Source organism: Allobosea sp. P4_C6 (assembly GCF_056402015.1).
The window spans coordinates 1-26,139 of the sequence record NZ_JBFUIF010000043.1 but is presented as its reverse complement, the minus strand read 5'-3'; the positions used below and the strand labels follow the sequence as shown (position 1 = coordinate 26,139).

The 26,139-nt window shown below is 65.8% G+C and carries 25 protein-coding genes; 10 read left to right on the top strand and 15 right to left on the bottom strand.

Annotated elements, in window-relative coordinates:
* Nucleotides 1-2: 2 nt before the first annotated feature.
* Nucleotides 3-2,084 carry an ATP-dependent helicase gene (locus AC1DVA_RS22260; protein ID WP_476807308.1) on the top strand — a complete coding sequence of 694 codons (2,082 nt, stop codon included), beginning with the start codon at nt 3-5 and terminating at the stop codon, nt 2,082-2,084.
* 96 nt (nt 2,085-2,180) lie between these two features.
* Here AC1DVA_RS22260 and glpX read toward each other — a convergent pair whose 3' ends face one another.
* Nucleotides 2,181-3,179 (bottom strand): class II fructose-bisphosphatase, encoded by a 999-nt coding sequence (gene glpX, locus AC1DVA_RS22255; RefSeq protein WP_265052875.1) that lies wholly within the window; start codon nt 3,177-3,179, stop codon nt 2,181-2,183.
* Between the two features lie 47 nt (nt 3,180-3,226).
* A complete protein-coding gene (locus tag AC1DVA_RS22250; protein ID WP_265054799.1) occupies nt 3,227-4,567 on the bottom strand; it encodes a homoserine dehydrogenase in 1,341 nt (446 codons plus the stop codon).
* 148 nt (nt 4,568-4,715) lie between these two features.
* Between AC1DVA_RS22250 and AC1DVA_RS22245 the strand changes: the two genes are divergently transcribed.
* The gene (locus AC1DVA_RS22245) at nt 4,716-5,435 is read left to right on the top strand and encodes a hypothetical protein (RefSeq protein ID WP_476807307.1); all 720 of its coding nucleotides are present in this window, start codon (nt 4,716-4,718) and stop codon (nt 5,433-5,435) included.
* A gap of 15 nt (nt 5,436-5,450) precedes the next feature.
* On the opposite strand, the gene AC1DVA_RS22240 is transcribed toward AC1DVA_RS22245, so the two are convergent.
* The 3 genes from AC1DVA_RS22240 to AC1DVA_RS22230 form a co-directional block, all read right to left on the bottom strand.
* Nucleotides 5,451-5,882 carry a hypothetical protein gene (locus AC1DVA_RS22240; RefSeq protein ID WP_265052873.1) on the bottom strand — a complete coding sequence of 144 codons (432 nt, stop codon included), beginning with the start codon at nt 5,880-5,882 and terminating at the stop codon, nt 5,451-5,453.
* A gap of 111 nt (nt 5,883-5,993) precedes the next feature.
* Nucleotides 5,994-7,214: an LL-diaminopimelate aminotransferase gene (locus AC1DVA_RS22235; RefSeq protein ID WP_265052872.1), complete on the bottom strand. Its 1,221-nt coding sequence runs from the start codon at nt 7,212-7,214 to the stop codon at nt 5,994-5,996.
* A gap of 183 nt (nt 7,215-7,397) precedes the next feature.
* Nucleotides 7,398-7,853 (bottom strand): hypothetical protein, encoded by a 456-nt coding sequence (locus AC1DVA_RS22230; protein ID WP_476807306.1) that lies wholly within the window; start codon nt 7,851-7,853, stop codon nt 7,398-7,400.
* 116 nt (nt 7,854-7,969) lie between these two features.
* Between AC1DVA_RS22230 and phaC the strand changes: the two genes are divergently transcribed.
* The 3 genes from phaC to AC1DVA_RS22215 all read left to right on the top strand — a co-directional run bounded on the left by phaC (nt 7,970) and on the right by AC1DVA_RS22215 (nt 11,837).
* Nucleotides 7,970-9,793 carry a class I poly(R)-hydroxyalkanoic acid synthase gene (phaC, locus tag AC1DVA_RS22225; protein WP_476807305.1) on the top strand — a complete coding sequence of 608 codons (1,824 nt, stop codon included), beginning with the start codon at nt 7,970-7,972 and terminating at the stop codon, nt 9,791-9,793.
* Between the two features lie 24 nt (nt 9,794-9,817).
* On the top strand, nt 9,818-10,942 hold the full coding sequence (locus tag AC1DVA_RS22220; RefSeq protein ID WP_476807304.1) for an SGNH/GDSL hydrolase family protein: 1,125 nt from the start codon (nt 9,818-9,820) through the stop codon (nt 10,940-10,942).
* A 109-nt stretch (nt 10,943-11,051) separates the two neighbouring features.
* A complete protein-coding gene (locus AC1DVA_RS22215) occupies nt 11,052-11,837 on the top strand; it encodes a hypothetical protein (protein WP_476807303.1) in 786 nt (261 codons plus the stop codon).
* 101 nt (nt 11,838-11,938) lie between these two features.
* Here the strand turns inward: AC1DVA_RS22215 and AC1DVA_RS22210 are convergent, their stop codons facing one another.
* Nucleotides 11,939-13,351, bottom strand: a complete 1,413-nt coding sequence (locus AC1DVA_RS22210) for an OmpP1/FadL family transporter (RefSeq protein WP_476807302.1) — start codon at nt 13,349-13,351, stop codon at nt 11,939-11,941.
* A gap of 329 nt (nt 13,352-13,680) precedes the next feature.
* Here AC1DVA_RS22210 and AC1DVA_RS22205 point away from each other — a divergent pair, with 329 nt between their 5' ends.
* Nucleotides 13,681-14,529: a fumarylacetoacetate hydrolase family protein gene (locus AC1DVA_RS22205; RefSeq protein WP_265052867.1), complete on the top strand. Its 849-nt coding sequence runs from the start codon at nt 13,681-13,683 to the stop codon at nt 14,527-14,529.
* 273 nt (nt 14,530-14,802) lie between these two features.
* Here the strand turns inward: AC1DVA_RS22205 and AC1DVA_RS22200 are convergent, their stop codons facing one another.
* The 8 genes from AC1DVA_RS22200 to AC1DVA_RS22165 form a co-directional block, all read right to left on the bottom strand.
* Nucleotides 14,803-15,903 carry a helix-turn-helix transcriptional regulator gene (locus AC1DVA_RS22200; RefSeq protein WP_476807301.1) on the bottom strand — a complete coding sequence of 367 codons (1,101 nt, stop codon included), beginning with the start codon at nt 15,901-15,903 and terminating at the stop codon, nt 14,803-14,805.
* Nucleotides 15,904-16,025: 122 nt separating this feature from the next.
* Complete coding sequence (gene argC, locus AC1DVA_RS22195; protein WP_476807300.1) at nt 16,026-16,961, bottom strand: N-acetyl-gamma-glutamyl-phosphate reductase; 936 nt, start codon at nt 16,959-16,961, stop codon at nt 16,026-16,028.
* A gap of 351 nt (nt 16,962-17,312) precedes the next feature.
* Nucleotides 17,313-18,269 (bottom strand): agmatinase, encoded by a 957-nt coding sequence (gene speB, locus AC1DVA_RS22190; protein WP_476807299.1) that lies wholly within the window; start codon nt 18,267-18,269, stop codon nt 17,313-17,315.
* 15 nt (nt 18,270-18,284) lie between these two features.
* Nucleotides 18,285-18,563, bottom strand: coding sequence for a hypothetical protein (locus tag AC1DVA_RS22185; protein WP_476807298.1), 279 nt, complete (start codon nt 18,561-18,563; stop codon nt 18,285-18,287).
* 192 nt (nt 18,564-18,755) lie between these two features.
* Nucleotides 18,756-19,508: an SDR family oxidoreductase gene (locus tag AC1DVA_RS22180; RefSeq protein WP_476807297.1), complete on the bottom strand. Its 753-nt coding sequence runs from the start codon at nt 19,506-19,508 to the stop codon at nt 18,756-18,758.
* Nucleotides 19,509-19,605: 97 nt separating this feature from the next.
* The gene (gene rpsI, locus AC1DVA_RS22175; protein WP_265052861.1) at nt 19,606-20,085 is read right to left on the bottom strand and encodes a 30S ribosomal protein S9; all 480 of its coding nucleotides are present in this window, start codon (nt 20,083-20,085) and stop codon (nt 19,606-19,608) included.
* 2 nt (nt 20,086-20,087) lie between these two features.
* Nucleotides 20,088-20,549 carry a 50S ribosomal protein L13 gene (gene rplM / locus AC1DVA_RS22170; protein ID WP_265052860.1) on the bottom strand — a complete coding sequence of 154 codons (462 nt, stop codon included), beginning with the start codon at nt 20,547-20,549 and terminating at the stop codon, nt 20,088-20,090.
* A gap of 298 nt (nt 20,550-20,847) precedes the next feature.
* A complete protein-coding gene (locus AC1DVA_RS22165) occupies nt 20,848-21,276 on the bottom strand; it encodes a PaaI family thioesterase (RefSeq protein WP_476807296.1) in 429 nt (142 codons plus the stop codon).
* A gap of 129 nt (nt 21,277-21,405) precedes the next feature.
* Between AC1DVA_RS22165 and AC1DVA_RS22160 the strand changes: the two genes are divergently transcribed.
* Nucleotides 21,406-22,218: an enoyl-CoA hydratase gene (locus tag AC1DVA_RS22160; protein ID WP_476807295.1), complete on the top strand. Its 813-nt coding sequence runs from the start codon at nt 21,406-21,408 to the stop codon at nt 22,216-22,218.
* A 41-nt stretch (nt 22,219-22,259) separates the two neighbouring features.
* Here the strand turns inward: AC1DVA_RS22160 and AC1DVA_RS22155 are convergent, their stop codons facing one another.
* On the bottom strand, nt 22,260-22,688 hold the full coding sequence (locus AC1DVA_RS22155) for a hypothetical protein (protein ID WP_476807294.1): 429 nt from the start codon (nt 22,686-22,688) through the stop codon (nt 22,260-22,262).
* Between the two features lie 148 nt (nt 22,689-22,836).
* Between AC1DVA_RS22155 and AC1DVA_RS22150 the strand changes: the two genes are divergently transcribed.
* From AC1DVA_RS22150 to AC1DVA_RS22140, 3 genes are all read left to right on the top strand, one after another.
* Nucleotides 22,837-23,367 carry a CoA-binding protein gene (locus AC1DVA_RS22150; protein WP_476807293.1) on the top strand — a complete coding sequence of 177 codons (531 nt, stop codon included), beginning with the start codon at nt 22,837-22,839 and terminating at the stop codon, nt 23,365-23,367.
* Nucleotides 23,368-23,395: 28 nt separating this feature from the next.
* Nucleotides 23,396-24,619, top strand: a complete 1,224-nt coding sequence (locus tag AC1DVA_RS22145; protein WP_476807292.1) for an FAD-dependent oxidoreductase — start codon at nt 23,396-23,398, stop codon at nt 24,617-24,619.
* A 71-nt stretch (nt 24,620-24,690) separates the two neighbouring features.
* The gene (locus tag AC1DVA_RS22140; RefSeq protein ID WP_265052854.1) at nt 24,691-25,968 is read left to right on the top strand and encodes an O-acetylhomoserine aminocarboxypropyltransferase; all 1,278 of its coding nucleotides are present in this window, start codon (nt 24,691-24,693) and stop codon (nt 25,966-25,968) included.
* The last annotated feature ends 171 nt before the right edge of the window (nt 25,969-26,139 follow it).

Genomic DNA, 26,139 nt, shown 5'->3' with positions numbered 1-26,139 from the left:
CCATGCTCGCCCTTGATTCGCCGCTGCTCGCCACATCCTATCTCGACAATCTCAACCCTGCCCAGCGGCGGGCGGCGACCTATGGCGTGGGCGTGCCGGCGGCCTTGCCCTTGCTCGTCATCGCGGGCGCGGGCTCCGGCAAGACCAACACCCTCGCCCACCGCGTCGCGCATCTGATCGTCACCGGCGCCGATCCGCGCCGCATCCTGCTGATGACCTTCTCGCGCCGGGCGGCGACGGAAATGATCCGCCGGGTCGAGCGGATCGCCCGCAAGGTTATCGGAGAAGGCGCCGCCGTCCTGACCGACGCGCTGACATGGGCCGGCACGTTCCACGGTCTCGGGGCCCGGCTGCTGCGCGAGAACGCCGAGCAGCTGGGGCTCGCGCCCTCCTTCACGATCCATGACCGGGAGGATTCGGCCGACCTGATGAATCTCGTGCGCCACGAGCTCGGCTTTTCGAAGACAGAGGCGCGCTTTCCGACGAAAGGCACCTGCCTCTCCATCTATTCGCGCTGCGTGAATGCCGAAACGGAGATCGACAGGGTGCTGGCGCGCTCCTATCCTTGGTGCGTGAACTGGGCGGCCGAGCTGAAAAGCCTGTTCGCGGCCTATGTGGAGGCCAAGCAGCGCCAGAGCGTGCTCGATTACGACGACCTGCTGCTCTACTGGGCGCAGATGATGACCGACCCGGATCTCGCCAGCGATATCGGCGAGCGTTTCGACCATGTCATGGTCGACGAATACCAGGACACCAATCGGTTGCAGGCGTCGATCCTGCTGGCGCTGAAGCCCGATGGCCAGGGCCTGACCGTCGTCGGCGACGATGCGCAATCGATCTACGCGTTCCGGGCGGCGACCGTCCGCAACATCCTCGACTTTCCCGCCGCGTTCTCGCCGCCGGCCGAGGTCATCACGCTCGACCAGAACTACCGGTCGAGCCAGGCCATCCTCTCGGCCTCCAACGCGGTCATCGATCTCGCCGCGGAGCGCTTCACCAAGAACCTCTGGACCGAGCGCGCAGCCGGCTCAGCCCCGCAATTGGTCAATGTCCGAGACGAAGCCGACCAGGCGCGCTTCATCGCCGAGCGGGTGCTGGAGAACCGCGAGGCCGGCGCCACCTTGAAGGAACAGGCCGTTCTGTTCCGCGCCTCGCATCACAGCGGGCCGCTGGAGATCGAGTTGACGCGGCGCAACATCCCCTTCGTCAAGTTCGGTGGGCTGAAGTTCCTCGATGCCGCCCATGTGAAGGACATGCTGGCGCTGCTGCGCTTCGTCGAGAACCCGCGGGACCGGGTCGCGGGGTTCAGGCTCATGCAGCTGCTGCCCGGCGTCGGCCCGACGACCGCGCAGCGCGTGCTCGATCAGATCGAGCCGGCAAGCGAACCGCTGGCCGCCCTCGGGGCTGCCGAGCCACCGCAGCGAGCCGGAGCCGACTGGCCGGATTTCCTCGCCACGATCGCCGCGCTCGCCTCCGGGCATGCGGCCTGGCCCGCCGATCTCGAACGTGCCCGGCTCTGGTACGCGCCGCATCTGGAACGCAAGCACGAGGACGCCGCCAGCCGGCAGGCCGACCTCATCCAGCTCGAACAGATCGCGGCAAGCTATCCCTCACGGGAGCGTTTTCTGACCGAGCTGACGCTCGATCCGCCGAACGCGACAAGCGACCGGGCGGGACCGCCGCATCTCGATGAAGACTATCTCATCCTCTCGACGATCCATTCGGCCAAGGGGCAGGAATGGTCGTCTGTCTTCGTGATGAACGTGGTCGACGGCTGCATACCGGTCGATCTCGGCGTCGGAGCTCCCGACGAGATCGAGGAAGAGCGGCGTCTGCTTTATGTCGCGATGACGCGCGCCAAGGACCATCTCGACCTCATCGTGCCGCAGCGCTTCTTCACGCATGGGCAATCGAGCACGGGCGACCGGCATGTCTATGCGGCGCGCAGCCGCTTCATTCCCACCACGCTGCTCGGCCGCTTCGAGCAGACCGCCTGGCCGCGCGCGGCGGCGCAACCCGCCCGGCCGCCGAGCGCGGGTCCACGCATCGACCTGCAGGCGCGCATGCGCGGCATGTGGCGCTGAGGCTGCCCCATCCGTTGCGGCACTGCCGGTGGGACAAGAAAAAAGCGGCCGGGAGCAACCCGGCCGCTTCTGAACAATGCTTGCGCTGCGATGGGCTCAGTCGAGCTGGAACTTCGAGAACTCGCGGTGCTCGCCATAGATGCGGCGGACCGTGCCGGTGATCGAGCGATAGACCAGCGTCTCGGTCTCGATGAAGTCCTTGCCGAACTTCACGCCCGAGAGCAGGCCGCCATCCGTCACGCCCGTCGCGCAGACGATGACGTCGCCCGAGGCCATCTCCGACATGTCGTACTTCTTGTTCGGGTCAAGCACGCCCATGCCGTGGGCGCGCACGCGCTTCTCCTCGGTGTCGAGGATCAGCCGACCCTGCATCTGGCCACCGACGCAACGCAGCGCCGCCGCCGCGAGCACGCCTTCCGGCGCGCCGCCGATACCGAGATAGAGGTCGATGCCGGTTTTCTCGGGCTGGGTGCAGAAGATCACGCCAGCGACGTCGCCATCGGTGATGAGGCGGATCGAGCAGCCGGTCTTGCGGACCTCCTCGATCAGCTTGGCATGGCGCGGGCGGTCCATGATCAGCGTCGAGATCTCGTTGGGCTTCACGCCCTTGGCCTTGGCCAGCGCGTTGATGTTGTCGGCCGGCGAGGCGTCGAGATCGATCACGCCCTTGGCGTAACCCGGGCCGCAGGCGATCTTGTCCATGTAGACGTCGGGTGCGTAAAGCAGGCTGCCGGCGCCGGCCATCGCCATCACGGCGATCGAGCCCGGCATGTCCTTGGCGCAGAGCGTGGTGCCCTCGAGCGGATCCACCGCGATATGCACCTTCGGGCCCTGCTTGTTGCCGACCTTCTCGCCGATGAACAGCATCGGCGCCTCGTCGCGCTCGCCCTCGCCGATGACGATCTCGCCGTCGATCGGCAGGCGGTTCAATTCGCGGCGCATCGCGTCGACGGCGGCCTGGTCGGCGGCCTTCTCGTTGCCGTGGCCGCGCAGGCGGGCGGCGGAGACGGCGGCGCGCTCGGTGACGCGGACGAGTTCCATCGAGAGATAGCGCTCGATGATCTGATCGGGGGAGATACGAAGATCGACGGACATGAAATGAGGTCCCCTTGCAAAGACGTGGCTGGGTACGGGCGCGAAGCCTATTCCCGCTCTATGCGAATAACTTGCGGCGGTTCCGCGACATGGCCATCGGCCGTGACCTTTTCGAGCGCGGCGCGGATGGCGGTCTCGCTGGTGGCGTAGGTGATCAGCACGACCGGGACCGGCGCGCCGGAGCGGCCACCCGGATCGCGGGTCACGGCCTCAGGCGAGCGACGCTGGACGATGCTTTCGAGCGAGATATCGGCTTCGGCCATGCGGGTCGCGATGGCCGCGGCGGCGCCGGGCCGGTCGGCGACGGCGAGGCGGACATAGTAGCCGCCTTCATGGCGTTGCATCGGGGCGCGCTTGGCTTCTTCCAGACGCGCGACCGGCAGGCCGAAGGGCAGACCGGCCGTGCCGCGGGCCACATCGGCGATATCGGCGACGACGGCCGAGGCTGTCGGGTCGCCGCCCGCGCCGGGACCGACCAGAGTGATCTCACGGACCGCATCCGCATCGACGCTGACGGCGTTGAGCACGCCCATCACCTGCGCGATGGCGGAGGATTTCGGCACCATTGTCGGATGCACGCGCTGCTCGATGCCGGTCTTGGTGCGCTCGGCGACGCCGAGCAGCTTGATGCGATAACCGAGATCATCCGCCATCTTCAGGTCGAGCGGCGTGATCGCGGAAATGCCTTCGACATGAATCGCTTCGGCGTCGATCTTCGTACCGAAGGCGAGGCTCGTCAGGATGGCGAGCTTGTGCGCCGTATCGAAGCCCTCGACATCGAAGGTCGGGTCCGCTTCGGCATAGCCGAGACGCTGGGCGTCCTTCAGGCAGGCCTCGAAGGTCAGCCCTTCCTGCTCCATGCGCGACAGGATGTAGTTGCAGGTGCCGTTGAGGATGCCCGAGATGCGGCTGACATTGTTGCCGGCCAGCGCCTCGCGCAGCGTCTTCACGATCGGGATGCCGCCGGCGGAGGAGGCCTCGAACGCCAGGGCCGCGCCTTTCGCTTCAGCCAGTTCCGCCAGCGCGTTGCCATGAGCGGCAAGCAGTGCCTTGTTGGCGGTAACGACATGCTTGCCGGCCGAGAGCGCCGCCTCGACGGCCGCCTTGGCCGGCCCGTCGGAACCGCCCATCAACTCGACGAAGCAATCGATCTCGTCCGACTGCGCCAGAGCGACCGGGTCGTCGAACCAGGCGAGGCCGCCGAGATCGATGCCGCGATCGCGGCTGCGATCGCGCGCCGAGACGGCGGTGACACGGATGGCGCGACCACAGCGGGCGGCCAGCGCATTCTCCTGGCGCTGGAGAATTCCGGCGACGGCTGCTCCCACCGTGCCAAGGCCGGCAATGCCGACCCGCAAGGGCGTGTTCTCGGGGAGTGGGGCGTGCATCGTCATGGCGTGGGGGTCGCATGCGGCGCAGTTCGAGTCAACGGCGCGCCCGCCTCCCCGGCCGCCGCGCGGCCAGCCAAGGCACGGAACTTGCTTTGAATTCCACGAGATGCCTTCGCCGTTTCCCACCTCTGGAAGGAGACCTGCGATGCTTGCGACTGCCCCACTGCAAACCGCGACGGATACCGCCGAGATCGCCCGGCGCATCGATGCGGACGGCTATGCCGTCATCGAAGGCTATATCCCGCCCGCTGAGCTGGGATCGGCCCAGGAATTCGTGCGGCAGGCGGTGGCGCGCAACGGTGGAAACTACCTCTCGATCCGCGGCGCGAACGGACTCGAAGGAACGTTCCTCCATTCCTGGCCGGAGGACGCGGACTTCATCGCGCTATGTCACGCCATCTATGAGCGAACCACCGGCAAGGTCGCGCCCGACGCACCGTTCTATCAGGTGCTGCGCTGCCTCTCCGGCAGGCTAGCAGCCGCGAACTCGCTGAACTTCCACTACGATTCCTATCTGCTGACGGCGCTGATCCCGATCATCATCCCCGAGCGCGGCAAGACGGGCGACCTGCTGATCATGCCCAATTCGCGCAAGCTGCGTTCATCCTACGCACTGAATTTCATCGACAAGATCCTGCTCGACAACCCGCTTTCGCAGAAGGTCCTGAGAGCGCGCTATGAGCGAGGGCATCGCGGTATCCGGCACCTCAAGCTCACGCCGGGCAATCTCTATCTGTTCAACGGGTACCGCTCGATACACACCAACGAAGCCTGCGACCCCGACGCGATCCGCTCGACCGCGCTGCTCCACTATGTCGACCCGCATGCGGAAAGCGCCCTCAAGCGCCTGCTGCGGCGGCAGTAAGCCGGGTCGACGCCTTCAGCCGAAATGGCAGACGACCTCGGCTGCGACGCGCTTCACCTTCGCGTCCTCGAAACCGAGATAGATGCGCAGCAGGTTGGTGCCGAAGGCCGTTGCCTTGATCGTATGCAGCGCCTCGATGGAATTGCCCTCGGAGACCGTGCTGTTCTCGACGGCCGGCGTCCAGAACCAGGGCTTCGGGGGATCGATCGTGACCTCGGCGAGTTGGCGCTCGGCCTCGGCCCGGCCGGTGCCGACGGGGATGAAGCGAGAGACGATCTCGGTCGCGTCACGGGCGCATTCGCGTCCGTTCGTCACCGACAGAACCTCCGAGACCAGCGCCGAATTCGTCTGGGGGATCCGCCCCTTCGAATAATCGTAGGTCGCGACCAGACAGACCAGGGCGAAGACGGCGAAAGCGACGCCGAGCAGGCGGCCTTTTCGTGGCATGGGAGCGGGCCTCGGGCGCGATGCGGAACGAGCCGTCCGCATCGCATCGGTTCCCATGTTTTGCGGCCTTGAGTCCAGAGGCCGCAGCACCACACCCTCTGAAGTTCTGCCCTACCCCGCCTTCGGCATCTGGATGACGTTGTGCAGCGTGGCGTCGGCACCCTTCAGGAAGCGTCCGATATTGCGGGCGGCCTGGCGGATGCGCTGCTCGTTCTCGACGATGGCGATGCGGACATAATCGTCGCCATGCTCGCCGAAGCCGATGCCGGGCGCGACCGCGACCTCGGCCTTCTCGATCAACAGCTTCGAGAACTCCAGCGAGCCGAGATGGCGGAACTTCTCCGGGATCGGCACCCAGGCGAACATCGATGCCTCCGGCGCCGGGAACTCCCAGCCAGCCTTGCCGAAGCTCTCGACCAGCGCATCGCGGCGCTTGCGATAGATGTCGCGCATCTCGCGGATGCAGTCGTCGGGGCCGTTCAGCGCCGCCGCGGCCGCGACCTGGATCGGCGTGTAGGCGCCGTAGTCGAGATAGGACTTCACCCGCGCCAGCGCCGCTAGAAGCCGCTCGTTGCCGACGGCGAAGCCCATGCGCCAGCCGGCCATGGAGAAGGTCTTCGACATCGAGGTGAACTCGACGGCGACATCGATCGCGCCCGGCACCTGCAGCATCGAGGGCGGCGGATTGCGGTCATCGAAATAGACCTCGGCATAGGCGAGGTCCGAGAGCAGGATGAGCTCGTGCTTCTTCGCGAAGGCGACGAGATCGCGGTAGAAATCAAGCGAGGCGACATAGGCCGTCGGGTTCGCCGGGTAGCAGGTGACGAGCGCGATCGGCTTCGGCACCGAATGCATCACCGCCCGCTCCAGCGCCGGGAACATCGCCGGTGTCGGCTCGGCCGGGACCGAGCGAATCACGCCGCCCGCCATCAGGAAGCCGAAGGCGTGGATCGGATAGCTCGGATTCGGCACGAGCACGACGTCGCCCGGGCCGGTGATGGCCTGCGCCATATTGGCGAAGCCCTCCTTCGAACCCAGCGTAGCGACGACCTGCGTGTCGGGGTTCAGCTTCACCCCGAAGCGACGCTCGTAATAGTTCGCCTGCGCGCGGCGCAGGCCGGTGATGCCCTTCGACGCGGAATAGCGGTCGGTACGCGGCTTGCCCGCGGTCTCGACCAGCTTCTCGATGACATGCTTCGGCGCCGGCAGGTCCGGATTGCCCATGCCGAGATCGATGATGTCGACGCCCTTGGCACGCTCGGCTGCCTTGATCTTGTTGACCTGTTCGAAAACGTAGGGCGGCAGGCGCTTGATACGGTGAAAATCGGTCATCTCGAACAGGTCCTCGGCCGGAGGCGCCGGCAATGTCTTTTCGCACGCATCACTTCCTTGCGCCGGAGGTGCTTAGCACCGCATCTTTCGTCCGCACAGGAGAAAAAACGCAAGATTTTGCGACTGCGACGAAATGGCGACACCTGCGGCAGGCCCCTCCCGCGCAAAGACGAAAGCCGTCGGTCAGTTCGTGGGGATCTTTGCGGGCTGCGGTGGCGGCGTCGCGCCCAGCGCCTTCGCCTGGTTGCCGGCGCTTTCGTTGACCTGCCGCTTGGCCTCGAGCTGGGCTTCGATCTTCTCGAAATCCGAGCGCCGCTTGCAGGGGTCGTTCGCGCCGCGGGCAGGCTTCGGCGCAGCGAAGCGGGCGGCGTCTCCGGACGGCACATAGGGCGGCGGCGGCTTCGGTCCCGGGCAGAGGGTATCGACCGGGATCCTGCTGCCGACAGCGATGTAGTTCGTGTCCGCCTGCCGGGTCTCCCTGACGAAGGTCTTCGCCTCCTGCGGCGTCGTCGCCATGCCGGCTGCTTCCGCCACGCCCTTGATGCCTTCGTCGCTCGCGCAGCCTGCCAGGGCGAGGCCGGCCGCAAGCACCACCCCCGCAATTAGAAGCGGCTTTCTCGCGGGCATCTCGATCGGCATGGGTTCATCCAGCGGGTTTGTCGAATGTGCTTGGTAAAGCACAGCGGCTGCGTCCTTAATAGGACCAAAATGGGAAGCCATGCGCTATCCTAAAACACGAGGGGGAAGGACGACTCATGAGCCGGCACGCCGACGACAAGTCCAAGGGCACCAGCAGCTCTGCCGAAGCCGCCGTCCCCGACTTCGACCAGTTCGCCCAGAACATGGGCCGGCTCGTCGAGGAATACGGCAAGGTCACGGCCGCTTATCTGAAGCCCCTCGAACGCGGCGATGCCAAGACCGGCCAGGCCGAGGAGGCGAGCGACATGGTCAAGACGCTCAGCCGCGTGGCCGAGCGCTGGGTCAACGATCCCGCCAAGATCATCGAGGCGCAGGCCTCGCTCACCGGCGACTTCATGAATCTGTGGAGCACGGCCCTGAAGCGCGCCAGCGGCGAGGAGGTCGCGCCCGTTGCCGAACCCGACAAGCGCGACACCCGCTTCAAGGATCCGGACTGGACGAACCATCCGACCTTCGACTTCATCAAGCAGGCCTATCTGATCGGCTCGCGCTGGGCCGAGGCCATGGTCGACAAGGCCGACGACCTCGATCCCCATACCCGCAACAAGGCACGCTTCTACATCAAGCAGATCGCCGGAGCGCTCTCGCCGACCAATTTCGTCGCGACCAATCCCGAGCTGCTGCGCGAAACCCTGCAGCAGAGCGGCGAGAACCTCGTGCGTGGCATGAAGATGTTCGCCGAGGACGTCGAGGCCGGCGGCGGCGAGCTCAAGATCCGCCAGTCCGACGCCAGCGCCTTCGAGGTCGGCGTCAACATCGCGACCACCCCCGGCAAGGTCATCTTCCGCAACGAGATCATGGAGCTGATCCAGTACGCCCCGGCGACTCCGCAGGTGCTGAAACGGCCGCTGCTGATCGTGCCGCCCTGGATCAATAAGTTCTACATCCTCGACCTCAACCCGGAGAAGAGCTTCATCCGCTGGTGCGTCGAGCAGGGGCTGACGGTGTTCTGCGTCTCCTGGGTCAACCCCGACGCCCGGCACGCCGCCAAGGATTTCGAGAGCTACATGCGCGAAGGCATCTTCGCAGCCCTCGACGTGATCGAGCAGGTGACGGGCGAGAAGCGCGTCTCGGCTATCGGCTACTGCGTCGGCGGCACGCTGCTCGGCGTCACGCTGGCCTATATGGCGGCCATCGGCGACAAGCGGATCGAAAGCGCCACCTTCTTCACCACGCAGGTCGATTTCTCGCAGGCCGGCGAACTCTCGGTCTTCGTGGATGAGGAGCAGATCCGCGCGATCGAGGATCAGATGGCCAAGACCGGCTATCTCGACGGCTCCCGCATGTCCGGCGCCTTCAACATGCTCAGGCCCAACGACCTGATCTGGTCCTATGCGATCAACAACTACCTCAAGGGCAAGGCCCCGACCGCCTTCGACCTGCTCTACTGGAATTCGGATTCGACCCGGATGCCGGCGGCGAACCACTCCTTCTATCTGCGCAACTGCTACCTCGACAACAAGCTCTCCAAGGGCGAGATGCGCATCGGCGGCAAGACGCTCGACATCGGACGCGTGAAGATGCCGATCTACAATCTCGCCACGCGCGAGGACCACATCGCCCCCGCGCAATCCGTCTTCAACGGCTCGCAATGCTTCGGCGGCCCTGTCGAGCATGTGGTGGCGGGCTCCGGCCATATCGCCGGTGTCGTCAATCCGCCAAACAAGGTGAAGTACCAGTACTGGACGGGCGGGCCGGCCAAGGGCACCTATGCCGACTGGCAGGCTAAGGCCGAGGAGCATCCGGGCTCATGGTGGCCGCACTGGTTCGCCTGGGTCGAGGCTCAGGCGCCGAAGAAGGTCGCAGCCCGCGAGCCGGGCGGCGGCAAGCTGCCGGCGCTCGCCGACGCGCCCGGCACCTATGTGAAGGTGAGGGTCTGAGCCAATAGGAGGTCCGGGCTCGCAGTGAGAAGCGCGATCATTCGTCATCCTTCCCGGCGCGGTTTCCTCAGTGGGAGCCTCGCCCTCGCCCTATCTCCATCGGCAGGCAGTGCCGCAGGCATCGAAGCGCTGCGCAATTTCGACCGGCACAAGCTGCCGAAGTTCCGCGCCGCGCTCGCTGAAACACGTGCCGGAAAGGCCGATACGCGAATCCTCTACGAGGGCGACAGCATCACGCGCGGCATCGGCACCATCCGGCAATGGGGCGGCGAAGCTTATGCGAAGGCGGTCCCGCAGCGCGTCGCCGACATCATGAATGCGCCCGGGCTGAAATGGTCGCGCGAGACGATGATGGCGTTCGGTGGACTCGCCGGCGGCGACGGGCGGCTGTCGACTGCGGGCGCGACGGTCGCAGCCAATGCGATCCGCCTCGAGCCAGGCGATGCTGCGACACACACCACAGCCGTCGCCTGCACCCGGTTCGAGGCGCTGTATTACGCATCCGGCGCCTCCTCCTTCAGCTATGCGATCGATGACGGGGCCGAGACCGCGGTGCCGTACAGCACGACGGGTTTCCATCGGCTGACACTGTCCGGTCTGACGCCGTCCATTCATGCAGTTCGGTTCACGGCCCTGACCGGCACGATCCGCCTGCTGGCGCAGCACGGACACTCGCCCGGGACCCGCGAAGTCGCGATATTCAACCATGGCATCAGCGGCGCGACCGTCGCGATGGCCGCAGACACTCGCTCGCCCTATTCCGTGGCGAACACCATTCCGCAGATCCGCCCTCACCTCTCCGTCATCAACTTCGGGCTCAACGACTGGCAGAAGGGCGTCGCCCCGGAGGAGTTCAAGGCCAGCCTGCGCGCGCTGATCAATCTGTGCACCCCGACCGGCGACGTCATTCTCGAAACCAGCAACCCGGCTGGCCCCCGCGGTCCCTATGCCTATCCGCTGAGTGCCTACTGGCAGGCCATGCGCGAATTATCCGACGAGATCGCCTGCCCTCTTATCGATACCGCCGCCGTCTGGGGCGACTACGACAGCGCCATGGCCCGGAATTTGATGTCCGATACGCTGCATCCCAACGCCGCGGGCTATGACGAGAAAGCCGACAGGCATGCGGCGCTCTTTCGCCAGCTATAGCTTTCGACTGAGTTCGAACCTTTTTTGAAATGTTGCGCGTCAGTATCATCGTTCTATTGTCCGCTTCCTTCAGCCTATCTTAGTGCAATTTGAAGGGAGGCCTCCCGGCGTGATCGTTTACGACGACGACGAGATTCAAGTCATCTTTCATCGGGGAGCTGGCGACATCCTGCTCGTCACCTTCGGCCCCTTGAACACCCTCGCCGATGGCACGGATTTCTTCGGGCGCCCGCTGGCGCAGCGAACGGATCTGAGCGTGCTCGGCTTCATGGCCAAACGCCCGAATTGGTACCCGGAGGCCAATATGCTTCGCGCGCTTGCGGCAACGAAGGATCTGCGCGCCGCTTATCCGGAGATCGTGACCTATGGATCGTCCATGGGTGGATACGGGGCGGCGAAATATTCCCGCCCGCTCGGTGCCTCCACCGCGCTGTCGCTCTGCCCGCAATGGTCGATCGATCCGGCGCATGTCGCCCCGTACGATCGGCGCTACGAGCAGTATTTCGTCGCAGGACGCACGGGAGACGCGATCCGGGCCGACGATGTTTCCGGCAGGGTCTACGTCTTCGTCGATCCCTCCTACGCCCCGGATTTCGGCCATGCCGCGCGCATACCGACCGCTGAACTCGTGCCGGTACACTCCGCCCAACACCATGTGACCGGGATACTGGCGGGCACGGTCGCGTTCCAGTCGCTCCTCGCCGCGACCCGGCGGCGCGACGGGCCAGAGCTCTCAGCTGCCGTGGCCAGACTGCGCCGTGCCAGTCCCCGCCGTCTCGTCGAAGTCATCAAGAAAGCGAAACGCCGGCATCCGCAATGGGCCGGAGCCTTGACGCAGGCCCGAGCGGGCGCCCTGGCTGCCAATCCGAGATTGCTGGCGGAAGTGTCGGCCTGACTTCAGACCGGATGCCTTTGGCAGGCAGGCCTGCTTCCGCCTGCCCCCAAAACAGGAAAGCCGGCCCAACGGCCGGCTTTCTCGAACGCTCGTCGGAACGCTCAGTACTTGCGCACGACCGGCTGAACCGGGATCGTCTGCTTCGGATCGTCCCAGTTATACGTGATGCCAACCGAGGCGATGTGAATGTAGGGCTTGGCCTCGGCGGTGTAGAACACCGCACCCTGCTGCGGATGGCCGCCAGTGTAGTTCACCGACGCCTTCTTCACGTCGATATAGGTGTAGCCAACGTCGAGCTTGATCCGATCGGTAACCTGATAGCTCGCACCGGCGCTGAGCCACAGCCGGTCGTTGTCCGAGATGTAGATCGTGCGATTACGGTCGTTCACCGCGGACAGTTCGTAGCCGATACCGGCGCGCAGGGTCAGATCATTGCTATACTTGTACTCGACGCCGCCGCTGAAGAACCAGGCGTCGTCGTACTGGAAGTTGAGGCTCGTCGCCGGGAGGCCGTTGAGCTTGCTCACCACAGGGATGTTGCGGAAACGGCTCCAGTTCGTCCACTCGACGCCGGCGTGGATCTRCCACTGGTCGTTGATAACCTGCGAGAGACCGAAGACGACCGAATCGGGAAGGTTGAGGTTGGCCTTGACCGGGATGCGGGCGAGCGGCGTGCTCAGCGAGCCGTTGAGGCTCTGGTGTATCGATGAACGATAGGCCAGGCCGATGTTGGTCCCGTTGAACGGCGTCAGCGTCAAACCGAAGCGATAGCCAAAATCGATCGTATCACCGTCGAGAATGACAGGTGCTGCCGTCGGGGCAAGACCGCTCGCCTGCTTAAGGGTCGCGCTGAGGTACTGGACCTGCATGGCGGCACCGACAGAGAGCCAATCATTGACCTTATAACCTATGGTCGGCGAGACGTTCACCGTCACGACCTTGGCCGAGCGACCATAAATCTGGGCGGCGTGGGCCTGGTTGTCGGGCTTCGAGCGCAGGCCATAGGGGGCGCCCGTGGTCATGCCAACCCAAAGCCGGTCGGTCAGCTGCCAGGCACTGGCCGAAGCCGGGATGAAGGCGCCGTCGCCGCCGAGGTTGCCGGTACCGAGCTGAATGGGATTCAGCGGCCCGACGGGCGAGCCGATACGCGAGGGTGACGTCGGCTGATAATCGCCGTTGGCGTTGAGGTAGGTGAAGTTCCAGTTGCTGTGCCGGCCGGGGAACATGGTGATGGTCGCCGGGTTCCAGGCCATCGCACCCATGCCGATCCCGCCGGACGCGGCGCCCGCGTAGGCCATACCGAGACCTTCGGCGCCCTGGCCGCTGCGGATCGCGAAGGAACTCGCCGAGGCGGCTCCAGCAGCAAGAAGAGCGGCAACGGAAACCGTAGCGGCGGCAGCGGTACGAACAAGGCCCTTCATCGAATCCATCCCAGTTACGGTTCTTCGAGGTGCAGGACCTCGCTTGATTCGAACCATGCCGCGTGCCGTTTGCCGCCGCAATCCCGCCCGCATCGTCCAAAATCCGCTGCCAGATTTCCGTATTCGCGCCTGCGAAGGCAAAAATCAGCCAAAAATGACAGTTTTTGCGAGGTCGGCCGAAAGATCGTTCAGAAAAGGATGGTTCATATGCGAACTATTGCCGGTTTTGCACCCGTGGCGCTTCCGCCAACCCGGCCGGCATTCGTCACCGCAACAGTCGCTTTGAAACGTCACGTTGCATTCGGGCAACAACCCACCATCATGCTGCGGGCGGGTCATGCGCCGATATGGGCTTGCGCTTCGGACGGGCATCCAGTCAAAGTCCCGGACCCATTTAGATCGTTTGAAACGGGGGAAACACCTTGAAACTGCTCCGCTACGGCGCGCTCGGCCAGGAAAAGCCGGCCCTTCTCGATGCCCAGGGCGGGTTGCGCGACCTGTCCGGCGTCATTTCCGATGTCGCCGGCAAGGCGTTGACCTCGGCGTCTCTCGCCAAGCTCAAGGCGCTCTCCCCGGACTCGCTGCCGCTCGTTTCGGGCTCGCCGCGCATCGGCGCCTGCGTGGGCGACGTGCGCAACTTCATCGCCGTCGGCCTCAACTTCGCCGACCACGCGGCCGAGACCGGAGCCGAGATTCCGAAGGAGCCGATCCTCTTCAACAAGGCGCCGAACTGCATCGTCGGCCCCAATGACGACGTCGTCATTCCCAAGGGCTCAAAGAAGACCGACTGGGAGGTCGAGCTTGCGATCGTGATCGGCGATGGCGGCTCCTATATCGAGGAGAAGGACGCCATGGCCGCGATCGCCGGCTTCTGCGTCTGCAACGACGTCTCCGAGCGCGAATTCCAGCAGGAGCGCGGCGGCCAGTGGGCCAAGGGCAAGGGCTGCCCGACCTTCGGCCCGCTCGGCCCCTGGCTGGTCACGACCGACGAGGTCAAGGATATCCAGAATCTCGGCATGTGGCTGGCGGTCGACGGCGAGCGCGTCCAGAACGGCTCGACCAAGACGATGATCTTCGGCGCCGCCTATCTGGTGCACTACATCAGCCAGTTCATGCGCCTTGATCCGGGCGACGTGATCACCACCGGGACGCCTCCCGGCGTCGGCCTCGGCTTCAAGCCGCCGCGCTTCCTGAAGGGCGGCGAAGTGGTGACGCTGGGCATCGAAGGCCTCGGCGAGCAGAAGCAGAATTTCGTCGTCTACAAGGGCTGAGCCCGCCATATGGCGAGCGCGTTGCCCGCTCCCACCATCAGACGCCGGCAATCGCCGGCGTCTTTCTTTTTCGAGATGGCCGGGGCGTACGCAGTCCGCGGGCCGGCAGCGGCAGGCGAGGTCGAGCGGGCGGCTCGGCGAGAAAAAAACCGCCACGCCGCTTGACCCGGCTGTGGCGGCGCGAGGTTACGTTCGCTCGGGCATAAAGCCCGCGCCCGGACAGCCTCGCCCTGCTTCGACAGGCGCGCATCCCCCAAATGGGGGGTTGCGGCTTCAACGCGGCGGCGCAGCGCTTTTGAGAAGGCCGACGAGGTCTGCCTGCCGCCGCGATCCCGTCTTCGCCAGGATATGCTTCAGTGTCGTGCGGGCCGTCGCCTCGGTCACCCCGAGACGCTGGGCGGCTTCGCGCGGCGTATGGCCGGCGGCGATAGCAGCGGCCAGGCGCGCTTCCGCCGGCGTCAGGTCGAAGAGCCCGCCGATCAGGCTAGCTTCCGGGCCGGCACTCGCCGTCACCGGCGTGGCAACGACGATCGCGCTCGCGAAAGAGAAAACATCGCGGGCTCGCCCGCGCACCGGCGAGACATGCAGCACCATCGGCATATCGCCTCGCCGTGCGGGGATCGGCAGGGAGCGCACCGGCTGCGGCAGATCAAGCCGGGACAATGCGGCAATCGACGCGGCCAGCATCTGATCGGCCGGGGCATGCGCAACAGTGAGGCGCAGCGTGCGATCCTGGAAGATGCTTGGCATCAGGTTCTGGAACAGGGCGTTGGCATCGATCACCTGCCCGCGCAGGCCAAGCACCGCAGCCGGCAATCCCATCAGTTCGAGGGCTTGCGATGCGGCTCGCGCCCGCTCCATCGCCAGCCGGCGGCCGAGCAACCCGGCGCGGGCGAAATGCGAGCGCAGACTGTCGAGAGCGGCGATCCCCGCGGCGCCCACAAAGCCTTCCGAGAAGGAGCGCTCGCAGTGGATAATCGTCATGTCGCCGGATGGGGCCGCGATCGCGGTCGCGACGCCGGAACCGTATCCGGCCGGAATCAGGATGTCCTGATAAAGCGGCTCGCTTGCGATCTCCTCGCGGGTGAAGACATCCTCATCCGTGATGAAACCGTGCCGGCCGCTGACAAGCAAGCGTTGCGCCCGCTGGTTGATCTGAAACGGGATGCGCCGCAGCACGTCCTCATAGGCCTCGGCAAACTCCGGAGACGAACCGACCAGACGGGCCTCGTCATCGAGCACTGTACCGAGCAAGGCTTCCCTGCAACCGGCGAGCCGAGCCGTGTCCCGCAACACGCGGGACCAGCCTTCAGGCACGATCGCGGCTTCATAAATGCCGTCGATCAGGGTGTTTTCGAACTCGCTGCCCGGCACGTCAGCCCCCAACGACGTCAGCGTAGCCCGGCCGCAGTAAAATGACCTCCCCCATTTGGAGGAGGCCACATGCGCCTTTAGCCGAAGCAATGACCGGGAAAGATATCCGGCAGTTCGAAATCTCAGCCTTCGGGCAGGCCGAGCATCAGGCGGATGTTCTGGACCGCAGCCCCCGACGCGCCCTTGCCCAGATTGTCGAGGCGGGCCACGAGCACGGCCTGGCCGAGATCGTCCTGCCCGAAGACGCGCAGTTCGAGCTTGTTGGTATCGTTCAGCGCCTCGGGCTCGATCTTGCCGGCCGTGCCGTCCTGCGAGAGGACGTTGACATAGGTCGAGCCGGCATAGCGCTCGCCCAGGGCGTGATGGAGATCGCCGACGCTCGGCCGCCCGGGCAGCGTGTCGAGATGCAGCGGCACCGAGACCAGCATGCCCTGCCGGAAATTGCCGACGGACGGCACGAAGATCGGCCGGCGGGTCAACCGCGCATAGGCCTGCAACTCGGGCAGGTGCTTGTGGCGCAAGCCCAGTCCGTAGATCTCGAAGGCAGGAGCGACTCCGGTCTCGAACTCCTCGATCATCGACTTGCCGCCGCCGGAATAGCCGGAGACGGCGTTGACCGTGACCGGATGATCCTGCGCCATCAGCCCGGCATCGACGAGCGGGCGCAGCAGCGCGATGGCGCCGGTGGGATAGCAGCCGGGATTGGCGACACGGTCGGCCTTGGCGATCTTCTCGGCATGGCCGGGCGCAAGCTCGGCAAAGCCGTAGACCCAGCCCGGCGCGATGCGGTGCGCGGTCGCGGCGTCGACGATCTTGGGGGCGTCGGCGCCGAGTTCATCGGCAAGAGCGACAGATTCCTTCGCCGCCTCGTCCGGCAGGCAGAGCACGACGAGATCGACGCCCGCCATCATGTCCTTGCGGGCAGCCGGGTCCTTGCGTTTGCCGGGATCGATACTCCTGACCGCGACTTCCGGCACAGCGGCGAGGCGCTCGCGGATGCCGAGCCCGGTGGTGCCGGCTTCGCCGTCGATGAAAATGGATTTCAGGTTCTGGCTCATCAGGACCCCCGATCGCCGGGCAGGCGAGTTGGCTAAGGGCATAAAAAAACCGCGCTCCATGGCGCGGTCGCGGGCGTTCGGACTTCAGCCGAGCGTCATCGCGGGCGCGCCGGAGCGGCCTGGACAGTGCGACGTCGGATGAAGCTCGTCATCATGATCCCGTATATGTTCGCGCTCGGGTCGGGTGTCAATCGAAGCTTTGAGGGCGGCGTCATTCAGGCTTGGCCCGAGAGAGCGGACGCGGGAACCTCCTTCGGCGGGAGATGCTTGGGTCAAGCCCGATCATGACGGGCGCGAGCCCGAAAGCGCGAGTCATCAGAATCGCTTCGCGGCCTTTCCTCGCAAGCCGATTCAACCAGCCTTCTTCAGCGCGAGCGCCTGGATATGGTGCTGTACGATGGTCGAGGCCACGATCGCCGTGATGTCGGCATGGTCGTAGGGCGGCGAGACCTCGACCACATCCATGCCGCGTATGTCGAGATCGCGCAGTGCCCACAGAATGCGCAGCGCCTGATGCGCACTGAAGCCGCCCGAGACCGGCGTGCCGGTGCCGGGCGCGACGGACGGATCGAGCGCATCGATGTCGAAGGTGAGATAGGCAGCCCCCTCGCCCACCCGCTCGCGGATGCGCTGCGCCACGCCGGCTACGCCGAGTTCATGCGCCTGATAGGCATCGATGATGGCGATCCCGCAATCGCGCGGCGCGACGGTGCGGATGCCGATCTGGATCGAGCGTTCCGCGTCGATCAGCCCTTGACGCACCGCCTCCAGCACGAAGCTGCCATGGCCGATCGCGCCGGCACCGTCGTCCCAGCTGTCCTGATGGGCGTCGAACTGGATCAAGGCCAGCTTGCCGTGGCGGGCGACATGCGCGCGCAGCAGCGGCAGCGTGACGAAATGATCGCCGCCCAAGGTGACGAGATGGGCGCCGGAGGCAAGGATACCAGCGGCCTCCGTCTCGATGGCCCTGGCGCAGCCCTGGAGATCGCCGCGCGGTAGGGCGCAGTCGCCATAGTCGACCGCGCTGAGATGGGTGAAGGGATCGATACCGGACGGATATTGCGGATCGCCATCGAAGATCGCGCTGGCACGGCGGATCGCCTGCGGGCCGAAGCGTGCGCCCGGCCGGTTAGTGACGGCCAGATCGAAGGGCACGCCCCAGATGACGAGATCGCAACCGGAGACATCCTTGTCGTAGCGGCGGCGCATGAAGGACAGCGCGCCGGCATAGGTCGGGTCCGCGGCTCCTCCCCGTCTGTCGCCGGTGAATGCATGGTCGATGGGCGGCTTGTCCCTGGCTTCGGTCATGATCGTCCTCGAAAATCAGCGCCGCGCGGTGAACCAGACGAAGAGGCACCAGGGCAGGATCAGCGCCAGTGCCGTCAGGACGAGCCGCAGCATCGTCCAGGCATAGGGATTGTTCAGCGCGCGTCCGTCGAGCTCTGGCACGCCGTGGATGAAGCCGAGCGCAATGGCGGGCGCGAGGAAGACGACGAGGGCACGGCCGATGCGCCGGCCGCGCGGCAGTTCCTCACGGGCGAGCATCAGCAGGGCCGGCACCGCGATCATGCCGAAGGCGAGGAGAACGAGGAGGACGCGCATTGGGTTCCGGGCAGGTGGTCGTTGACCAGCACTATATGTCGCTTGCCGGCCGCGCCGTCATCCCGGGTGACCGAAGGGAGACCCGGGATCCATGCCCGAACCTCAATCATCAGCGCTCCGGCATAGATCTCGGATCGGCGCGACTACGTCGCTTGTCCGGGATGACCGCGTGGTGGAGATCAGAGGCTTGGGTTACCTCCCGCCCGAGACCTTCAGGATGATTCCAGTCGTGTAGCTCGAGGCTTCCGAGAGCAGGAACAGCACGGCCTCGGCGATCTCGTCGGCGGTCGCTGCGCGCTTCAACGGGATCAGCGGAGCGATACGCGCGACACGGCCGGCCTCGCCTGTGGAGAGGGCGTGGATCTCCGTCTCGGTGATGCCGGGCGCGACCGCATTCACGCGGATGCCGTGGCCAGCCAATTCCTTGGCGAGGCCGATGGTCAGTGAATCGACCGCGCCCTTCGAGGCCGCATACCAGACATATTCGCCGGGCGAGCCGAGTTCGGCGGCAACGGAGGAGATGTTGACGATCGCCCTCGCCTGCGCCGCATCGTTGGCGATCAGGGCGCGCGCCGCCTCCCGTGCGACCAGGATCGCGCCGGTGACGTTGATGTCGATGCATTCGCGGATCGCGGCGATGTCCGCCTCGGCGAGCGTGCCGGACTTGCCGGTGATGCCGGCATTGTTGACGACATGGCTGAGCTGGCCGAGCGCAGCCTTCGCCTCGGCGAAGACGCGGGTGATGTCGGTTGCGCTGGCCATGTCGCCCTGCAGCGCGACCGCCCTGGCGCCCGCAGTCTCGCAGGCCTCGACGACCTCGGCGGCGGCCTTCTCGTTGCTCTGGTAGTTCACCGCGACATCGTAGCCGCGCCTGGCCGCCATGATGCAGGTCGCGGCGCCGATGCCGCGGCTGCCGCCGGTGACGAGAAGGACGGGGCGGGTCATGGCGGGCTCCTGTCGATGTGTCGAAGAGGCGCCAGACAATACGAAAAGGGCGGCTCTTGCGAGCCGCCCTTCCGCATACCGGATGATCCGGAAACGATCAGCGCTTCGAGAACTGGAAGCTGCGGCGGGCCTTGGCCTTACCGAACTTCTTACGCTCGACGACACGCGAGTCGCGGGTCAGGAAGCCTTCCTTCTTGAGCGGGCCGCGAAGCTCCGGCTCGTAGAAGGTCAGCGCCTTGGAGATGCCGTGACGCACCGCGCCGGCCTGGCCGGAGAGACCGCCGCCCTTGACCGAGACGACGACGTCGTACTGCGTCACGCGATCGACGAGCTGCAGCGGCTGCTTGAGCACGAGGCGCAGCACCGGACGAGCGAAATAGATCTCCTGATCGCGGCCGTTGACCGTGACCTTGCCGGAGCCAGGCTTGATCCAGACGCGCGCGATGGCGTTCTTGCGCTTGCCGGTGGCATAGGCGCGGCCCTGCGCATCGACCTTCTTGACGTGGACCGGAGCGGCCGGCTGATCGGGCTTGGCGACATCGCCGAGCTGGGAGAGGGACTGAAGAACCTCGGCCATGGTCAGACCCTCTTGTTCTTGCTGTTGAGCGCGGCGACGTCGAGCGCCTCCGGCGACTGGGCGGCGTGCGGATGCTCCGAGCCCTTGTAAACGCGCAGGTTGCCGAGGATCTGGCGGAAGAGCGGACCACGCGGCAGCATGCGCTCGACGGCCTTCTCGACGATACGCTCGGGGAAGCGGCCTTCCAGAATGAACTTGGCCGAACGCTCCTTGATGCCGCCCGGGAAGCCAGTGTGGTGGTAATACACCTTCTGGTCACGCTTGCGGCCGGTCAGGGAGACCTTCTCGGCATTGATGATGATGACATTGTCGCCGCAGTCGACATGGGGAGTGTAGGCAGCCTTGTGCTTGCCGCGCAGACGCATCGCCACCACGGAGGCGAGACGGCCCACGACGAGCCCGGAGGCGTCGATCACTACCCACTTCTTTTCGACATCGGCGGGCTTGAGCGAGACGGTCTTCATCGCGGCACCCTTCGGTTGCGTTAGAAAAAGGACAAGCCGCCGGATGACCGGCGGCGGTGTAGGGTCGCAATAGGGGGAGCAGAGCCGGCTGTCAAGCGCATCGTGAAGCGCAATAATCCGGAAAACGCAGGTTTTTCAGTGGTCTGACGAAAACGGTATCATGATACCGTAAGACGGCGCGCCGTTATGCCCAGGGCTTGACCCGAGCACCTCATGACGAAGCGGCGCCTCGTCCCGGCAAGAGATTCTCGGGTCACCGCTGCATGGTGCCCGGGAATGACGGAGGACATGGCCTTGTTCATCGCACTGCCGGGATCGAATAGGTGCCCGTCGCGTGGCAGACCATTTCCGGCTCGCCCTGGGAGAACAGTCGGACTTCACCGACGGCGAGGCGCTTGCCGAGCTTGAGCAGCCTGGCTTCGCCGATCAGCGCGGCCTGCCCCGGCTTGCGCAGGAAATTGTAATTGAGGCTCGTCGTCACGGCGAGGCCGACCGGGCCGATCTGGGCGAGGATCGCGACATAGAGGGCAAGGTCCGCGAGTGCCATCATGGTGGGGCCGGAGATCGTGCCGCCCGGGCGCAAATGGCGCTCGTGATAGTCGCAGCGCATCCGCGCCGTCATCGGCCCGACATCCTCGATGAAATAGGTGCGCCCGCCATGGTGGATCTGCGGGAAGGCCTCGTCGAGATAGCTTTCGATCTCGGAGGCGCTCATGCGGGTCGTCATGCGGAAAACCGAAGGCTGAGGCGGGACTTCCCCCCTTGCAGCATGGGCGGCCGGCTCCGACAATAGGCCAACATGCGCAAGCGGCGCGCGCGAATGCGATGCATCCGAGCGGTGCCGAGAGGGAACGTCATGAACGCCCATCACCAACCCGACGCCGCGTCGGTCCTGCTGCGTCAGGATGCCGACGGCATCGCGACGCTGACGCTGAACCGCCCTCAGGCCCGCAATCCGCTGAGCGAGGCGATGCTGGCGGCGCTGAGCGAGACCTTCGCCGCCATCGCCGCCGACCGCTCGGTGCGGGCCGTCATCCTCGCCGCCGCCGGCCCTGTCTTCAGTGCCGGGCACGATCTCAAGGAGATGACCGCCCATCGCACTGACGCGGATCGCGGCCGGGCCTACTTCGCCGATATCCTTGGGCGCTGCTCTGGCATGATGCTGCAGATCACCGCCCTGCCCCAGCCGGTCATCGCCGCCGTCGAGGGCACCGCCACGGCCGCCGGCTGCCAGCTCGTGGCGAGCTGCGACCTCGCCGTCGCCGGCAGCGAGGCCCGCTTCTGCACGCCGGGCGTCCATATCGGACTGTTCTGCTCGACGCCGATGGTCGCGCTCTCGCGCAATCTTTCGGCCAAGCATGCCATGGAGATGCTGCTGCTCGGCGAGATGGTGCCGGCCCAGGAGGCTCTGCGAATGGGCCTCGTCAATCGCGTCGCCCCGGCGGGTCAGGCGCTCGCCGAGGCAGGCCGCCTCGCAGCCGTCATCGCCTCGAAATCGCCTGCGACGGTCAAGGTGGGCAAGCGCGCGTTCTACGAGCAGCGCGAGATGGGGCTGAAGGGCGCCTACGACCACGCCTCGGCGGTGATGGTCGAGAACATGCTGGCGCGGGACGCAGAGGAAGGGATCGGCGCGTTCATGGAAAAGCGCGCGCCGATCTGGGAGTCATAACCGGCCAGGCGAGCTGGCGGCAGGGCCTATGCGACCGAGCGTCAGACGACTTCCCAATGCCGATGGTCTGCCCGCTCCACCGGGGCGGCAGCCTCGCCTTCAGGCGCCGGCTCGGCCGGCAGTTGCAGCACCGTGACACGCTGCCCCTCGATCAGGCTGGTGACCATCACGAGTTGCCCACTCGGCAGCTCGAGAGCGTCGTGGTGGACATAGGGCTTGTCGATATCGATCTGGCGGAAGCGCGCGACACGGGCATGGTACTTCCGGTTCGGCAGCAGCCCCATGCCGCGGTCGCATTCGATATCGGCCGCGAAGGCCAGCTCCGTCCCCGGCATCACGCAAACGGCCACATCCGGGCGATCCGCGGCGCAGAAGCCGCGTGTGCTCGCTTCCGGAAAGCGGGTCGAGACGAGCTCGTCGCCGACCTTGGCCGGAGTGGACATAACATTGTGCAGGCTGTAGTCGCACATGGCAGGCACTCCTTTCGCAGATGGCAAGTCGGGGCCCATTCCCCGAACCGTCAGGAAAGCACGAAAGCATGGCAAGCCTATGTTGAGCAGGCATTGACACGCCGCCGGAGCGCCTTGATATCCTTCGCTTTTCTTCGGACGCCCTCCATTGAACCACGATTCCTATGACGATGCGCTGATCCGTCGCATCCTGCGCGAAACGAAGAGGATCGCTCTGGTGGGCGCCTCCGCCAACGAGGCGCGGCCGAGCTGGATCGTGACGAAATATCTGATCGATCGAGACTACGACGTCGTCCCCGTCAATCCCGGCCTTGCCGGCAAGACCATCCTGGGGAAGACGGTCTATTCCTCGCTCAAGGAGATCCCCGGCCCGATCGACATGGTCGAGATCTTCCGCAACTCGGAGGCCGCCTCGGCCATCACCGACGAGGCGCTGGCGCTCGACCCGCTGCCGAAGGTAATCTGGATGCAGCTTTCGGTTCGCAACGACGAGGCCGCGGCGCGAGCCGAGGCGAAGGGCGTCACCGTCATCATGAACCGCTGCCCGAAGATCGAATATGGGCGGCTTTCCGGCGAGATCGGCTGGCAGGGCATCAATTCGCGCATCATTTCGGCCAAGAAGCCGATGTTGGCCGGCAAGGGCTTCCAGAAGCTGACGATCAACCGGCCGGGCACCTGACTGCCCGCGCCTCGAACGGGAGGCGAGCATGGGCACGATCACGACCACGTGTTGCATTGCCGGCGGCGGGCCGGCGGGGATGATGCTGGGCTTCCTGCTGGCGCGGGCCGGCATCGACGTGACCGTTCTGGAAAAGCACGACGATTTCCTGCGCGATTTTCGCGGCGATACCATCCATCCCTCGACGATGCAGCTGATGGAAGAGCTCGGTCTGTTGGACGATTTCCTCAAGCTGCCGCACACGAAGGAGCGGCACATCGTTGCTCGTTTCGGCAGCGAGGGCGTGCCGATCGCCGATTTCACGCATCTGCCGGTGGCGGCGCCTTACATCGCCTTCATGCCGCAATGGGACTTCCTCGATTTCCTGGCCGATCGCGGCCGCGAGCTGCCACACTTCAAGCTGCTGATGCGAACGCGGGCGAGCGGCCTCGTCCGCGAGGGCGGGCGCATCGCGGGCACCACCGCCGAGACGGAGGACGGCCCGATCACAATCCGCGCCGATCTCGTCGTCGCGGCGGACGGGCGCCATTCCGATCTGCGGCAGGCCGGTGGCTTCACGGTCGACGAGATCGGCGCGCCGATGGACGTGCTCTGGTTCCGGCTGTCGCGGCGCGAAAGCGACGCCGCCCAGACCTTCGGGCAGGTCGCACRCGGGCGCTTCGCCGTCATGCTGAACCGCGGCGACTATTGGCAATGCGCCTATGTGATCCCCAAGGGTACGCTCGAGACCCTGCGCGCTGCCGGGCTCGACGCCTTCAAGGCCAGCCTCGCCGAATTGCTGCCGATCGTCGCCGACCGCGCCGGCGAGCTCGCCAGCTGGGACGATCTCAAGCTGCTCTCGGTCGCTGTCGACCGGCTGGAGCGCTGGTGGCAGCCCGGCATCCTCTGCATCGGCGACGCGGCCCATGCGATGTCGCCGATCGGCGGTGTCGGTGTGAACCTCGCGATCCAGGACGCTGTGGCGGCCGCCAACCGGCTGGCGGCGCCGCTGCGCGAAAAGCGGCTGCGCGACGAGGACCTCGCTGCGGTACAGGAGCGCCGGATGTTCCCCACCAAGGCGACGCAAGCCCTGCAGGTTGCGATCCAGAACCGCGTCATAACACCGCTTCTCACCGGGAGCGGGCCAGTGAAGCCGCCCTTCGTGCTGAAGCTCCTGCAATGGCTCCCGGTGCTGCGTCGCATCCCGGCACGGCTCGTCGGCATGGGCTTCCGGCCCGAGCATATCGGGCCGGAGCTGGCGCCGCACCGCTGAATTGACGCTGCGAGCCCCGTTCGTTAAATCGAACGAACGGTTTCGAAGTCAGAAATGTCAGGGAGCACGCCATGTCCGATCGCGCACCGGGGTTCCACACGCTTGCCGTCCATGCCGGGGCCGCTCCCGATGCGGCGACGGGCGCACGGGCCACCCCGATCTACCAGACGACTTCCTTCGTCTTCGACGATGTCGACCACGCCGCCTCGCTGTTCGGACTGCAGGCCTTCGGCAACATCTACACCCGCATCGGCAACCCGACGAATGCGGTGCTGGAAGAGCGCGTCGCGGCGCTCGAAGGCGGCACGGCGGCGCTCGCCGTCGCCTCCGGCCATGCCGCGGAATTCCTGTGCTTCCACGCGTTGATGCAGCCCGGCGACGAGTTCGTCGCGGCGCGCAAGCTCTATGGCGGCTCGATCAACCAGTTCAACCATTCCTACAAGAACTTCGGCTGGAACGTGATCTGGGCCGATTCCGACGATCTCGAAGGCTTCGCTGCCGCCGTGACGCCCAAGACCAAGGCGATCTTCATCGAATCCATCGCCAATCCGGGTGGCGTCGTCGTCGACATCGCCGGCATCGCCGCGATCGCTAGGAAGCACAACATCCCGCTGATCGTCGACAACACGATGGCGACGCCCTACCTGATCCGGCCCTTCGAGCATGGCGCCGACATCGTCGTGCACTCGCTGACCAAGTTCCTCGGCGGCCATGGCAATTCGATCGGCGGCATCATCGTCGATGGCGGCTCGTTCAACTGGCTCGGCGACGAGCGCTATCCGATGCTGTCCAAGCCCCGGCCCGAATATAACGGCATGGTGCTGGCGGAGACCTTCGGCAACTTCGCCTTCGCCATCGCGACGCGCGTGCTCGGCCTGCGCGACATGGGGCCCGCACTCTCGCCCTTCAACGCCTTCATGATCCTGACCGGGATCGAGACCCTGCCGCTGCGCATGCAGAGGCATTGCGAAAGCACGCTCAAGGTGGCCGAGCATCTCGCCAAACATCCGGCGGTGGAGTGGGTCAGCTATCCCGGCCTCGCCGGCGACAAATACCATGATCTCGCAAAGCGCTATTCACCCAAGGGGGCGGGCGCGGTGTTCACCTTCGGGCTCAAGGGCGGCTATGACGCCGGCGTCAAGCTGGTCTCGAACCTCAAGCTGTTCTCGCACCTCGCCAATATCGGCGATACGCGCTCGCTGGTGATCCACCCGGCCTCGACCACGCACCGCCAGCTCAGCGACGAGCAGAAGACGGCCTCGGGCGCCGGCCCGCAGGTGGTCAGGCTCTCGATCGGGCTCGAGGATGTCGAGGACCTGATCGCCGATCTCGATCAGGCGCTGGCGTAGCCGCCCGTCATTCCGGACGTTGCAGGGTTTTGGGTCGCGCCCCTTCACGCCTGCCGTCCTGAGATGGAACCGCGCCGTCATTCCGGGGCGGCCTGAAAGGCCGAGCCCGGAACCCAGAACCGATGCCGTCCGTCATGAAGCGGTCTCTTCCCCGCAGTTTTCACGATCGAG

What these genes read in the sequence shown, in the direction of transcription:
- AC1DVA_RS22260 (WP_476807308.1), top strand. Translation starts at nt 3, where the DNA reads ATGCTCGCCCTTGATTCGCCGCTGCTCGCCACATCCTATCTCGACAAT.
- glpX (WP_265052875.1), bottom strand. Translation starts at nt 3,179, where the DNA reads ATGTCCGTCGATCTTCGTATCTCCCCCGATCAGATCATCGAGCGCTAT.
- AC1DVA_RS22250 (WP_265054799.1), bottom strand. Translation starts at nt 4,567, where the DNA reads ATGCACGCCCCACTCCCCGAGAACACGCCCTTGCGGGTCGGCATTGCC.
- AC1DVA_RS22245 (WP_476807307.1), top strand. Translation starts at nt 4,716, where the DNA reads ATGCTTGCGACTGCCCCACTGCAAACCGCGACGGATACCGCCGAGATC.
- AC1DVA_RS22240 (WP_265052873.1), bottom strand. Translation starts at nt 5,882, where the DNA reads ATGCCACGAAAAGGCCGCCTGCTCGGCGTCGCTTTCGCCGTCTTCGCC.
- AC1DVA_RS22235 (WP_265052872.1), bottom strand. Translation starts at nt 7,214, where the DNA reads ATGACCGATTTTCACCGTATCAAGCGCCTGCCGCCCTACGTTTTCGAA.
- AC1DVA_RS22230 (WP_476807306.1), bottom strand. Translation starts at nt 7,853, where the DNA reads ATGCCGATCGAGATGCCCGCGAGAAAGCCGCTTCTAATTGCGGGGGTG.
- phaC (WP_476807305.1), top strand. Translation starts at nt 7,970, where the DNA reads ATGAGCCGGCACGCCGACGACAAGTCCAAGGGCACCAGCAGCTCTGCC.
- argC (WP_476807300.1), bottom strand. Translation starts at nt 16,961, where the DNA reads ATGAGCCAGAACCTGAAATCCATTTTCATCGACGGCGAAGCCGGCACC.
- speB (WP_476807299.1), bottom strand. Translation starts at nt 18,269, where the DNA reads ATGACCGAAGCCAGGGACAAGCCGCCCATCGACCATGCATTCACCGGC.
- AC1DVA_RS22185 (WP_476807298.1), bottom strand. Translation starts at nt 18,563, where the DNA reads ATGCGCGTCCTCCTCGTTCTCCTCGCCTTCGGCATGATCGCGGTGCCG.
- AC1DVA_RS22180 (WP_476807297.1), bottom strand. Translation starts at nt 19,508, where the DNA reads ATGACCCGCCCCGTCCTTCTCGTCACCGGCGGCAGCCGCGGCATCGGC.
- rpsI (WP_265052861.1), bottom strand. Translation starts at nt 20,085, where the DNA reads ATGGCCGAGGTTCTTCAGTCCCTCTCCCAGCTCGGCGATGTCGCCAAG.
- rplM (WP_265052860.1), bottom strand. Translation starts at nt 20,549, where the DNA reads ATGAAGACCGTCTCGCTCAAGCCCGCCGATGTCGAAAAGAAGTGGGTA.
- AC1DVA_RS22165 (WP_476807296.1), bottom strand. Translation starts at nt 21,276, where the DNA reads ATGACGACCCGCATGAGCGCCTCCGAGATCGAAAGCTATCTCGACGAG.
- AC1DVA_RS22160 (WP_476807295.1), top strand. Translation starts at nt 21,406, where the DNA reads ATGAACGCCCATCACCAACCCGACGCCGCGTCGGTCCTGCTGCGTCAG.
- AC1DVA_RS22155 (WP_476807294.1), bottom strand. Translation starts at nt 22,688, where the DNA reads ATGTGCGACTACAGCCTGCACAATGTTATGTCCACTCCGGCCAAGGTC.
- AC1DVA_RS22140 (WP_265052854.1), top strand. Translation starts at nt 24,691, where the DNA reads ATGTCCGATCGCGCACCGGGGTTCCACACGCTTGCCGTCCATGCCGGG.